This is a genomic window from Streptomyces sp. NRRL F-525 (assembly GCF_000716605.1).
In the GTDB taxonomy this organism is placed as follows: Bacteria; Actinomycetota; Actinomycetes; order Streptomycetales; family Streptomycetaceae; genus Streptomyces.
In genome coordinates this window covers 121,031-133,176 of the sequence record NZ_JNXE01000020.1, presented here as the reverse complement: position 1 = coordinate 133,176, position 12,146 = coordinate 121,031, and the positions used below count along the sequence as shown (strand labels likewise).

Genomic DNA, 12,146 nt, shown 5'->3' with positions numbered 1-12,146 from the left:
TCACGCGTCCCCGTACGCCTCGCCGCCCAGTTCCAGCCCCGCCGTCCCCGCCGTCACATCCGCCAACCACCCCCGGAACGCGTCCACTTCGGCGTCCGGGAGCCCGATCTCGATCGTGACCTCCTCGCCGTAGCGGACGTCGCGCACCTCGCGGCCGGTGGCGCGCAGGTCGTTCTGGACCTTGCCCGCGCGCTGGTGGTCGACGGTCACCGTGGCGAGGCGGAAGCGGCGGCGGGTGATCGTGCCGAGGGTGTCGAGGGCCTCGCCGACCGAGCCGCCGTAGGCCCGGATGAGGCCGCCCGCGCCGAGCTTGACGCCGCCGTAGTAGCGGGTGACGACGGCGACGACGTACCGCATGTCGCGGCGGAGCAGCATCTGGAGCATGGGCACGCCTGCCGTGCCGCCGGGTTCGCCGTCGTCGCTCGCCTTCTGGATCGCGGCGTCGGCGCCGATGACGTAGGCGAAGCAGTTGTGGGAGGCGTCCGTGTGTTCCTTGCGGATACGGGCGATGACGTCCTGCGCCTCCTGTTCGGTGGCCGCCGGGGCGAGGGCGCACAGGAAGCGGGAGCGGTTGACCTCGGTCTCGTGCACGCCCGGGCGGGCCACTGTGCGGTACTCGTCCTGCATCCGGCCAGCCTATGCGCAGGGCCGGTGGTCGCCCCCGGTCCGGGTTCGAGCGGGGATGTGGTGGATACTCGCTCCTCGTTGCCCGGGCCCCGGGCACGTCGTCCGATCGCAGGGAGTTCTCAGCATGACCGGCGCGCAGGCGGACCCCACGGAGACCACGGCGTCCGGCGGTTCCGCATCCGCCGCCGAGCAGTGCCGGGCCTGGCTCCTGGACGGTCTGAGCGAGCAGAGCGCCCGGCATCCGGGCCCGCACGCCACGCCGAACCCGGAGCACGAGGGTCACCGCTGGTGGCGGGTCATGTGTCTGACCGGCGTCGACTACTTCTCCACCCTCGGCTACCAGCCGGGCATCGCCGCCCTCGCGGCCGGACTGCTGTCCCCGCTGGCGACGGTCGTCCTGATCGGGCTGACCCTGCTCGGGGCGCTGCCGGTCTACCGGCGGGTGGCGCACGAGAGCCCGCACGGCGAGGGGTCGATCGCCATGCTGGAGCGGCTGCTGCCGTGGTGGTCGGGGAAGATCTTCGTCCTGGTGCTGCTGGGTTTCGCGGCGACTGACTTCATGATCACGGTCACCCTGTCGGCGGCGGACGCGGCGGCGCACGTCGTGGAGAACCCGTTCGCGCCGGGCTGGATGCACGGCGGGAACACGTGGATCACGCTCGTCCTCGTCGGGGCGCTGGGCGCGGTCTTCCTCAAGGGGTTCCGGGAGGCCATCGGGATCGCGGTGGTGCTGGTGGGCGTGTACCTCACGCTCAATCTCGTGGTCCTCGCGGTGTCCGCCTGGGAGGTGCTGAGCCATCCGGTGAAGATCGGCGACTGGACGGACGCGATGACGGCCGCGCACTCCTCGCCGCTCGCGATGGTCGGCGTGGCGCTGCTGGTCTTCCCGAAACTCGCGCTCGGCATGTCCGGCTTCGAGACGGGCGTGGCGGTGATGCCGCAGGTCAAGGGCGATGACACGGACACCTGGGCGAAGCCCACGGGCCGGATCCGCGAGACCCGCAGGCTGCTCACCACGGCCGCCCTGATCATGTCTGGCTTCCTGCTGCTGTCCAGCCTGGCGACGACGATCCTCATCCCGCAGAGCGCGTTCAAGACGGGCGGCCCGGCGAACGGCCGCGCGCTCGCCTATCTCGCGCACGAGCACCTGGGCCAGGTCTTCGGCACGGTCTACGACGTCTCGACGATCGCGATCCTGTGGTTCGCGGGCGCCTCCGCGCTCGCCGGGCTGCTGAACCTCGTACCGCGCTATCTGCCGCGCTACGGCATGGCGCCGGAGTGGACGCGGGCGGTACGCCCCTTGGTGCTGGTCTTCATGGTGGCGGCGATCGTCATCACCCTGTGGTTTCACGCGAGCGTCGACGCGCAGAGCGGCGCGTACGCGACGGGCGTGCTGGTGCTGATGCTCTCCGCGGCCTTCGCGTCCACGGTCACCGTGCACAAGCGGGGCCACCGCAGGGCCACGCTCGGGTTCGGCGTGATCACCGCCGTGTTCGCGTACACACTCGTCACGAACGTCATCGAACGGCCCGACGGCATCAAGATCGCGGGCATCTTCATCGTCCTCATCCTGGTGACGTCGTTCGGTTCGCGTGTGCACCGCGCCTTCGAACTCCGCGCCGTGGAGGTCACGTTCGACGACACGGCGTCCCGGTTCATCGACGAGGCGGCGCGCAGCGGCCCGCTCCGGCTGATCGCGAACGAGCCGCAGGAGCACAGCAGGCGGGAGTACCGGGCCAAGGAGTACAGCCAGCGCGAGGAGACCCATATCCCGGACGGCGGGCCGGTGTTGTTCCTGGAGGTCCTCCTCCGCGACTCCTCGGACTTCTCGGCGGACATCTCCGTGCACGGCGAGGAGAAGTACGGCGTACGACGGCTCCGCATCGAGGGTCCGACGGTCCCCAACGCGATCGCCGCCGTCCTCCTCTCCCTCCGCGACCGCACCGGCAAGGTCCCGCACGCCTACTTCACCTGGACCGAGGGCAACCCGGTCAGCCACCTGATCCGCTTCCTCGTCTTCGGCGACGGCGAGGTCGCCCCGGTCACCCGCGAGGTCCTGCGCCGCGCGGAACCGGACCCGGAGCGCCGGCCCCGCGTGCACGTCGGCTGAACGGGCCGGGCCGCCGCTCCGACCGGGGGGTCCAACAGACCCCCTCTGGCTCGGCTGTTCCGCAGGTCACCCGGTCTACGGTGGTGGCATGGCCCAGGAACCCAACAGCGAGCTGCGGGACTTTCTCCGCTCGCGCCGCGCGAAGATCACCCCCGAGGAGGCGGGCCTGCCACCCCTGCCCGGCACCCGCCGCGTTCCGGGCCTGCGGCGCGAGGAGGTCGCCCAGCTCGCCGGTGTCAGCGTCGACTACTACGTCCGCCTGGAGCGCGGCCGCCACCTCAACGTCTCCGCGTCCGTCCTGGACGCGATCGCCCGCGCCCTGCGCCTCTCCGATCTGGAGCGCGCCCACCTGTTCCGGATCGCCAGGCCGGCCCGCACCCGTCCCCGCCCGCTGCCCCCGCAGCGCGTCCGCCCCGGCCTGCGCCTGCTGCTCGACAGCCTCACCGAGGTCCCGGCCCTCGTCTACGGCCGCCGCATGGACGTCCTGGCCGCCAACGACCTCGCCCGCGCCCTGTACACGGACTTCGAGGCGCTGCCCGCCCGCGGCCGCAACATGGCCCGGCTGGTCTTCCTCGACGACCACTTCCGGAGCCTGTACGCCGACTGGGAGGACGCCGCCCGCTCCATCGTCGCCTCGCTCCGCCTGTACGCGGGACGCCACCCGCACGACCCCGCCCTGGCCGAGCTCGTCGGCGAACTCTCCGTCCACGACCCGGACTTCCGCCACTGGTGGGCCGACCACGACGTGTTCGAGCGCACCCACGGCACCAAGCGCTTCCACCACCCCGTCGTCGGCGAAATCGTCCTGGGCTACGAGGCCTTCACCCCCGCCGACGACCCCGAGCAGACCCTGGGCGTCTCCACCGCCGAACCAGGCTCCCCCTCCGCGGAACGCCTTCAGCTGCTGGCGAGTTGGTCCCGCTCCCCGCGGCCCTGAAACCACGCGCGCACGGGGCGCGTCCCTACTTCTTCCTGCCCCTCGGCACGGTCAGACCCGTCAACAGGGCCGTACCCGGGGCGAGTTCCTGCCAAGTACTGCCGTGCCAGGCCAGGACCGCGATCGCCGAGGTCGGGAACTTCACCCGGACCTCATCGATCGCGTCGTCGAGACTGTCACCGGCGAGTTCGAGGACCAGTTCCTCCAGACCGGGGTTGTGCCCAATCAGCAGCAACGTCTCGACCTCGGGCGGCACTTGGTGAACCGCGTCGAGAAGCTCCGGCACGTCGGCCGCGTACAGCCCCGGCTCGTACCGCACCGGCGGCGGGGTTCCCCACTCGGCGGACGCCAACTCCCAGGTCTGGCGCGCCCGTACGGCCGTGGAGCACAGGGCGAGGTCCGGCAGGGAGTCGGTCTCGGCGAGCGCGATCCCGGCGGCCGGGGCGTCACGGCGCCCGCGCGGGGCGAGGGGACGCAGATGGTCCGGAACGCCCTCCGGCCAGGCGGACTTGGCGTGCCGCAGCACGACGAGGCGACGCAACGGGCGGGCCCCGGCGCGGGCGTTCACGCCAACGACCCGATGTCACGGGTGAGTTCGAGCCCGAGCAGCCGGTCCGCGTAGGCGTACGTCTCGAAGCGGGCGCCGTCCGCCAGGTCGGGCCAGTTCTCCACCCGCCGCAACACCTCCAGGACTTCGGGCACGTCGAGGTCGTCCTCCCAGGCGGTACGCAGCTCCACACGCACCTCGTCGGGCACCGGCCGCGAGGGCCGCCGCGCCCAGTCGGCGACCGACCCGCGCCAGTGCGCCAGCGTCCGCCGCGCCTCCTCCAACGCATCCGTGTCGAGCCGTACCGGCAGGTCCCGGGCGTGCGAGAGCAGCGCGAGCCGCAGCGCCCCCGGGTCGGAGAGGTCGGGCACGGCGGTCGTAGGCGATTCGACGGGGGCTACGGCCACCAGGACTCCCCCGGTTGCCCCGGCACCGCCCTCCACCGCCACGTGGAGGACCTGGGCCTCGCCGAGTCCGGAGCCGAGGTCTCCGCCGTCCTCGAAGGGCCGTATGCCCAAGGCCCTTGCCGCGGCGCGGAGTTCGGCCTGCTCGTGTTCACCGCTGAGGAGCGACCAGACGGGGGTGCCGCCGAGTTCCAGGGCGCGCACGAGGAGGTCGGACACGAGGAGCACTCGTAGTGACGTGGGGTCCAGGCCCGACGCGTGCGCCTCGACCCTGGTCAGGCCACGGCGGGCGGGGGCGGCTTCGACGGGCTCGCCGGTTCGGGCGTCGGTGATGCGCAGCACGGCCTGAGCGTAGGCGGGCGGAAGGCCGTACGCATGCATGTTCGCTCCACTCCGGCCGAGGTGGCGGGATTCACCCCGGTCTGTCCGGTACACCGGGGTGCGTGACCTCGTCGGCGTTCACCCGTTCGCCCATCCCGCCTTTCGCCGGGGCCGGTCGGGCGTGTGGGGTGGGAGCAGCCGGCCAGCATCCCGGACGAGACGACCCCGGAGACTTCCGATGACCGACCGCCGCACCTTCCCCCACGAACCCCCGTCGCCGACGCCCGTTCGACGGCGGCCACCGCTCCTCCTGACCGCCGCGCTCGTCGCCGGTACGGCGCTCGTGATGACGGGCACCGCCACGGCCGCACCGCTGCGCACCGACTCCGGGGAGTTCTCCGCACGGGGTCTGGGCGGCGGGGTGACCATCGTGCCGGGCCGGTCCGGGCTGGTGGAGATCAGCGGGTACGACGGTGCCGACCTGCCGGCCGGGTCCTCGCTGCGGCTGACCGCGCCCGCCGGGGCCCGGGTCACCGGTACGCCCCTCGCCGACACGGCGCGCTTCCAGGGCTCGGTGACCGCCGACGGCGCGACCGGCACGTACATCTACGTCCGTGACTCGGGGCCTGGTTCGTGGAAGGACGGCGGCTATCCGTTCGCGCTGGCCGTGGACGCGCGGGCGGTGCCGGGGACGCGGCTGCCCGGGTGCGCCGTCGTGCTGACCGACGCGGGCGGGGCCCGTCGCGCGTCCGGCAGCTGCACCGTGACCGTCGGCATGCCCGTGCCGACGCTGACCGAACCGGCGGGCGGCACGTTCGTGTCCGGCGCGGCGCGGCTCGCCGGGACCTCCTATCCCGGGGCGCGGGTGAGTGTCCTGGACGCCGCCGAGCGCAAGGTGTGCGCGGGTGTCGCACGCATCGACGGCACCTGGTCGTGCACCCCGGACACCGCGCTCCCGGAGGGCGCCAACCGACTGCACGCCAGCGCAGCCTTCAACGGGGTATCGGCGGTCGGCGAGGACGTCGACTTCACCGTGACCGCGAGGACCGCCTGACGCGCACCGGTTCAGCGGACGGCGACAAGCTCCCGCAGGGTCTTCGCCACGACGGCCGGGTCCTCCTCCGCCATGAAGTGGCCGCAGGTCACGGTCTCGTGCCGGAGGTCCGGTGCCCAGGCGCTCCACAGCGCCGACGCGTCGAAGCCGAGGGCGGCGCCCCAGTCCTGCTGGAGGACGGCGACCGGCATCCGCAGCCGGTTGCCGGCGTCGCGGTCGGCCCGGTCGTGGGTGACGTCGATGCCTGCGGAGGCGCGGTAGTCGGCCACGATCGAGGGGACCGCGGCGCGGCAGGCGTCGAGGTAGGCGGTGCGGACGTCGGCGGGGATCGCGGACGGGTCGTTGGTCCAGAGGTCGAGGAAGTGGCCGAAGAACGCGTCGGGCGCGGCGGCGATCAACTGCTCGGGCAGGCCCGGGGGTTGGGCCATCAGGTAGAGGTGGAAGCCGACGGCGGCGGTGACGCCGTGCATCACGTCCCACATGTCCAGCGTGGGGAGTACGTCGAGGCAGGCGAGGTGCGTGATCGTGCCGGGGTGGTCGAGCCCGGCACGGAAGGCGACCAGGGCGCCGCGGTCGTGCCCGGCGAGCGCGAAGCGGTCGTGGCCCAGGGCGTGGGCGAGGGCGACGACGTCCGCGGCCATGGTGCGCTTGGCGTAACCGGAGCCGTCGGTCTCGGCGGGCTTGTCGCTCGCGCCGTAGCCGCGCAGGTCGGGGCAGATCACGGTGTGGTCGGCCGCGAGGTCGGCGGCGACATGGCGCCACATGAGGTGGGTCTGCGGAAAGCCGTGCAGCAGCACGATCGGGCTGCCCGAGCCGGAGACGGCGGCGTTCAGGGTGACGCCGTCCGCGACGGGGACGCGGTGGTAGGTGAAGCCGGGGATGGTCGGTGGCACGGGGTGCCTTCCTTCGTAGCGATGTCAGTGCCCCAGAGCCTGCCGCGAGCCAATGAGCAACGAATGAGCGCGCTACCGTGACCTGGGGCGATGCCCCGGAAAGGGTGGTCGGCGATGGAGGTCGCGTTCGGGGTGCTGGGGCCGGTCGCGGCCTGGGACGCTGCCGGGGACGCGATCGCCCTGAAGGGTCCGCGGCACCGGGCGGTACTGGCCCGACTGCTCGTCGCCCGGCGCCGGGTCGTACCGGTCGGGCGCCTGGTCGAGGACCTGTGGGCAGGCCAGGACGAGCCTCCCGCCGACGCGACGGGCGCGGTGCGCACCTTCGTGGCCGCGCTGCGCCGGGCCCTGGAACCGGAACGCCCGCCGCGGACTCCGGCCCGGCTGCTGGTCACCGAGGGCCCGGGGTACGCGCTGCGCGCCGAGCCGGAGACCGTGGACGCCTGGCGCTTCGAGCGCGCGGTGACCGCAGCCGCGACCCTGCCGCCCCCGCGCGCGCTCAACCACCTTCAGGAGGCGCTGAGTTGGTGGCGGGGCCCGGCCTACGCCGACTTCACCGACGAGCCCTGGGCCCGCGCGGAACGCTCCCGCCTCACGGAGCTCCGCCTGCACGCCGTCGAACGCCGGGCCGAGGCCCAACTCGCCCTGGGCCAGGCCGCCGAGGCGGTCCCCGACCTGGACGCCCACGTCGCCGAACACCCCTGGCGCGAGGACGCCTGGCGCCTCCTGACCCTGGCCCTCTACCGCACCGGCCGCCAGGGCGACGCCCTCGCGGTACTGCGCCGGGCCCGCACCCTCCTCGCGGAACAACTCGGCACGGACCCGGGCCCGGCCCTGCGCCGCCTGGAGGCGGACATCCTGGACCAGGCCCCGCACCTGGACCCCGGTCCCGGTGATCCGGCGGAACAGGTCTGGGCACAGGCAGCCGCCGCCTACGACCGGACCGTGGCGTCCGGCGCCCGTGCCCGCCTGGAATCGACCGTGGGCCTCCTCCGCAACCTCGCGGTGACCGGAGGCGGCGGCCTGGAAGCTGCCCGTCGGCACCGCCTCGCGGCGATCACGGCGGCGCAGGAACTGGGCGACCCGGAACTCACCGCCCGCGTGATCGGCGCCTACGACGTCCCCGCGATCTGGACCCGCGTCGACGACCCACAGCAGGCGGCGGACACGGTGGCCGCCGCCGAGCGCACCCTGGCCGCGCTCCCACCGGACGCCCATCTCGCCGCGCGGGCCCGCCTGTTGGCCACCATCGCGCTGGAGTCGCGCGGCACCCGCTCCGCTCGCGGACCGCAGGCCGCCCGCCAAGCCGAGGACATCGCACGCCGGTTGAACGACCCCGCGCTGCTCGCCTTCGCCCTCAACGGCACCTTCATGCAGACCTTCCACCGCGCGGGCCTGGCACCCCAACGGGACGCGATCGGCGCCGAGTTGGTCGCCCTGTCCGCCCGGCACGGCATGGTCACGTACGAAGTGCTCGGGCATCTCATCCGGCTCCAGTCCCGCAGCGCCCTCGCGGACTTCACCGGAGCCGACGGCCACGCGGCAGCCGCAGAACAGCTGGCCGACCGTCATGAACTGCCGCTGGTCGGTGTGTTCACCCAGTGGTACCGGGCCCTACGACTCGCCGCGAGCGGCGATCCACATCCCGCCGAAGTGGCAACGGCCTACCAGGACGCGGCACTTCGACTGGACGGAGCCGGTATGCCCGGCCTGGAACACGGGCTGCTACCCCTGGCCCTGTTGTGCCTGCGCCTGCGGAACGGCCAGCCCGCCCAGACCGACGGGCACATCGACTGGGGACCGTACGAACCCTGGGCCCGCCCGTTGGTGCTGCTGGCCCGCGATCGCCCCAACGACGCCCGGACGGCGCTGAGTTCGCTTCCGGAACCGCCCCGCGACCTCCTCTTCGAAGCCCTGTGGTGCCTGGCCGCCCGCGCGGCAATCGCCGTCGACGACCGGGAGACGATGGAGCGCGCTCACGCCGAACTGACGCCCGCCGCAGCCGAGTTGGCCGGGGCGGGCAGCGGTCTGCTCACCCTGGGGCCGGTCGCGCGCCACCTCGACGACCTCGCCGCGGCGCTACGACTCCCTCGGTGAGCCCGCGCGTCAGCCGGTCACCTGTACCACCGCCGTCGCCCCCGCCCGCACCGTCGGCGTCGCGTACGTGTAGGTCACGCCGTTGACCACCTTGGTTCGGACGTGCTGCGGGACGCCGTTGACCTTGATGTTCTTGTGGACGCCGGGGAAGCGGGCCTCCCAACTGTAGGAGCCCTTGCGGGAGTTGTTCGTCAGGGTGGTCTTGGTCGCACCGTCGTGGCGGACGGTGACCGTGCCGGTGCCGATGGGGACGTCGGCCGCCTGGAGCCACTTCATGCCGGTCGGCAGTTGGGACTGGGTGGTCACCTTGTGGTTCGGGGCGTCCGGTGTGATGCCCATCAACCCCTGGACGGTCTGGCTGACCAGGGTGAACGACACCTCCGGGTAGTCGCCGTTCGGGCCCTGGCTGGAGTTGACGTGCTGGGTCTCGCGCTCGCCGTAGATCTTCTTCATCCACTGCCAGGCGGTGTCGGGGCGGTTGTTCTTGAAGAACATGTCGGGGAGGTAGGTGGTCGACTCGATGTTGGGCGAGCCGTCCGGGCCCAGCTCCTGCGCCTGGATGTAGTCGAGGTAGGCGTCGTTGCGCGGGCCGGGGTCGATGATCTGCTTCATCGGCATGAAGACGCTGTTCTCCTTGCCCCAGCCGGTGACCGGGGTGCCGGAGGTGGTGTACGCGCGGACCATGTCGGCGCCGCTGCCGGTACCGCTCCAGTCGTCGTTGAAGTACGTCTTCAGGTCGGCGGCCCGCTTGTCGTAGGTCCTGGCCAGCGCGGTGTCGCCCTTGCCGCGGGCGAGGACGGCCATCGCCAGGTACGCCTGGTACTCGGAGGCGATGCCGTCCCCGGCCTCGGCGAGACCGTCGCCGTCCTGTTCGTTGTAGCTGGCGGCGCCCTGGAAGATGCCCTGGCCCGTGCCCTCGGCGACCTTCACCTTGCCGTTGTCCTTGGCCGAGTTGTGCAGGTCGATGAACTGCTCGGTGGCGTGCCGGTAGAAGTCCCACAGCACCGGGTCGTCGACGTATCTGCGGTCACCGGTCCAGAGGTAGGCCTGGGCGGCCTTCTCGACGAGTTCGAAGGTGGCCGGCACCTCGCGGACGAAGTTGTCCGGGCTCTTGTAGTCGATGCTCAGATAGGTCTTCGCGTCGAAGTTGAGGGACCACACCGGGAAGTACTTGTGCTCGGCGGTGGCCGACGCCGCGTAGGAGCGGAGCATCGTCTCGTTCTCGGCGTCGAGACCGATGAGGTGGGCGCCCGCGAGCTGGTGGGTCATGTCGCGGGAGTAGTAGGCGCTGCGGTTGGCGTATCCGGCCCAGTAGGTGGGCTCGTACGTCGCGGTGCCGGTGCCGCCGGTCTGGTACTCGTCGACATTGATCGGGCCCACGGTGCCCGGGAGTTGGACCCAGCTGTTGGCCTTCTTCTGGGCCCAGTCGAACATCGCGACGACCTCGGGGTCGGACGAGGTGACCTTCGGGTCGGCGGGCGCGGCGGGCGAGATCATCAGGTCGTCGGCGTTGACCCAGGAGCTGCCGGAGCCGAATTCGATCTGGAGCCGGTCGCCGGTCCTCAGGGCGACGTCGCTGATGGTGTAGCGGGCGTACCCGGGGTGCTGCGGCAGGGTGATCGTCTCTACGGTCTCGCCGTTGCGCCGGATCGTGTACGTGCCGCCGGTGCCGGCGCTGCCGATCCACGCGGAGAAGTCGTAACTCCCGTTCCTGGGCGCGACGATGGTCAGCTGGGCGCTCTTGCCGGCTCCGCCGTCGAGGTAGAGGAAGCGTTCGCCGCCGTGCCTGTTGCCGGTGCCGACACCGGCGCCCGAGGTGAAGGTCCAGCCCGTGCCGCCGTTCTCGAACCCGGGGTCGGGGATGGTGAGTTGGGGGCGGGGTGCGGCGGACGCGGTGGCCGACAGAGCGGGAGCCATCGGGGCGAGCAGGGCAACAGCGGTGAGCAGCATGAGCCTTGAGGGCTTCATCGGGTCTCCCGGTCTTCGGTCACTGCGGGATGGGGCCGCGTGGTGGCCGGAAAGCTAGCAGGGGCCGAAGTGGCGATTCAATGGTCATGCGCAAGAAACATGGAAGACATGCAGTTCCACTGCTATGTTGCTTGGGAGGCTGGACTGAAAGTTTTCGTTCAACTGTTGCAAGTCGGGGTGGAGGGAAGCGGATGAAGGTCGGTATCACCGAGGTCGCGGACCGGGCGCGGGTGAGCGAGGCCACGGTCAGCCGGGTCATCAACCGCCGTCAGGGCGTGTCCCGCAAGACCCGCGAGGCGGTCGAGCAGGCGATGGCCGACCTGGGGTACGAGCGCCAGACGCGGGGCCAACTCGTCGCGGTGGTCACCGAGTTGGTCTCCAACCCGTTCTTCGCCGATGTCGCCGAGCGCATCGAGTCCGTCCTCGCCCCGCACGGCCTGAAGACGGTGCTGTGCCCGTGCTTCCCGGGCGGGGTACAGGAGTTGGACTTCGTGACCTCGCTCGCCGACCGGGGCGTCGCCGCCGTCGTGTTCCTCTCGGCCAGCAACACCCTTGAGGGCGCGGACCCTTCGGCGTACGAACTGCTGCGGTCCCGCAGGATCCCGTTCGTCGGGATCAACGGCCGGTTCGAGGGAGTGAGCGAGGCGCCGGTGTTCTCCACGGACGATCTGCTCGCCGCCGAACTCGCCGTCGACCATCTGCACCGGCTCGGTCACCGCCGTATCGGCATGGCGTCGGGCCCGCTCGGCAACCGCCCCGCCGACCGCCGGGTCAGCGGCTTCGTCGCCTCGCTCACCAGGCGCGGGGTCGAGGACGCGGAGCAGTGGGTGGTCCGGCAGTCGTACACCGTCGAGGGCGGCCAGTCCGCCGCGATCTCGCTCCTCGGGCGCGGTGCCACGGCGATCGTCGCGGCCAGCGACTACATGGCGCTGGGCGCGATCCGCGGCGCCCGCCGACAGGGGTACGACGTGCCGGGTGATGTCTCGGTGGTCGGCTACGACGGCTCCATGATCATGGACTTCGTCGATCCGCCGCTCACCACGGTCCGTCAGCCCGCCGACCGGCTGGCCTCGGAGGCGGGCCGCAGCGTCCTCGCCCTGGTCGGCAACCGTGACGTCCCCGTCGGCGAGCTCCTCTTCGACCCCGAGCTGGTGATCCGCGCGAGCACCGGGGCACCGAAGGCGTGAGGCG

At 72.1% G+C, this 12,146-nt stretch carries 10 protein-coding genes; 5 read left to right on the top strand and 5 right to left on the bottom strand.

What is annotated here, in order from left to right; translation table 11 throughout:
• A complete protein-coding gene (locus tag OO69_RS27355; RefSeq protein ID WP_033283459.1) occupies positions 1-627 on the bottom strand; it encodes a YigZ family protein in 627 nt (208 codons plus the stop codon).
• 124 nt (positions 628-751) lie between these two features.
• Here OO69_RS27355 and OO69_RS27350 point away from each other — a divergent pair, with 124 nt between their 5' ends.
• On the top strand, positions 752-2,737 hold the full coding sequence (locus tag OO69_RS27350; protein WP_199811039.1) for an amino acid transporter: 1,986 nt from the start codon (positions 752-754) through the stop codon (positions 2,735-2,737).
• Positions 2,738-2,825: 88 nt separating this feature from the next.
• Positions 2,826-3,674: a helix-turn-helix domain-containing protein gene (locus OO69_RS27345; protein WP_033283458.1), complete on the top strand. Its 849-nt coding sequence runs from the start codon at positions 2,826-2,828 to the stop codon at positions 3,672-3,674.
• Positions 3,675-3,699: 25 nt separating this feature from the next.
• Here the strand turns inward: OO69_RS27345 and OO69_RS27340 are convergent, their stop codons facing one another.
• Positions 3,700-4,242: a SixA phosphatase family protein gene (locus tag OO69_RS27340; protein WP_033283457.1), complete on the bottom strand. Its 543-nt coding sequence runs from the start codon at positions 4,240-4,242 to the stop codon at positions 3,700-3,702.
• Positions 4,239-5,006 carry a hypothetical protein gene (locus tag OO69_RS27335; protein ID WP_033283456.1) on the bottom strand — a complete coding sequence of 256 codons (768 nt, stop codon included), beginning with the start codon at positions 5,004-5,006 and terminating at the stop codon, positions 4,239-4,241. Before OO69_RS27335 ends, OO69_RS27340 begins: the two co-directional genes overlap by 4 nt.
• 178 nt (positions 5,007-5,184) lie before the next feature.
• Between OO69_RS27335 and OO69_RS27330 the strand changes: the two genes are divergently transcribed.
• On the top strand, positions 5,185-6,000 hold the full coding sequence (locus OO69_RS27330) for a hypothetical protein (RefSeq protein ID WP_106971120.1): 816 nt from the start codon (positions 5,185-5,187) through the stop codon (positions 5,998-6,000).
• 11 nt (positions 6,001-6,011) lie between these two features.
• Here the strand turns inward: OO69_RS27330 and OO69_RS27325 are convergent, their stop codons facing one another.
• On the bottom strand, positions 6,012-6,893 hold the full coding sequence (locus OO69_RS27325) for an alpha/beta fold hydrolase (RefSeq protein ID WP_033283455.1): 882 nt from the start codon (positions 6,891-6,893) through the stop codon (positions 6,012-6,014).
• Between the two features lie 114 nt (positions 6,894-7,007).
• Here OO69_RS27325 and OO69_RS27320 point away from each other — a divergent pair, with 114 nt between their 5' ends.
• Complete coding sequence (locus OO69_RS27320; protein ID WP_033283454.1) at positions 7,008-8,987, top strand: AfsR/SARP family transcriptional regulator; 1,980 nt, start codon at positions 7,008-7,010, stop codon at positions 8,985-8,987.
• A 9-nt stretch (positions 8,988-8,996) separates the two neighbouring features.
• On the opposite strand, the gene OO69_RS27315 is transcribed toward OO69_RS27320, so the two are convergent.
• Positions 8,997-10,955, bottom strand: coding sequence for a hypothetical protein (locus OO69_RS27315; RefSeq protein ID WP_234444541.1), 1,959 nt, complete (start codon positions 10,953-10,955; stop codon positions 8,997-8,999).
• A gap of 191 nt (positions 10,956-11,146) precedes the next feature.
• Between OO69_RS27315 and OO69_RS27310 the strand changes: the two genes are divergently transcribed.
• The gene (locus tag OO69_RS27310) at positions 11,147-12,142 is read left to right on the top strand and encodes a LacI family DNA-binding transcriptional regulator (RefSeq protein ID WP_033283452.1); all 996 of its coding nucleotides are present in this window, start codon (positions 11,147-11,149) and stop codon (positions 12,140-12,142) included.
• The last annotated feature ends 4 nt before the right edge of the window (positions 12,143-12,146 follow it).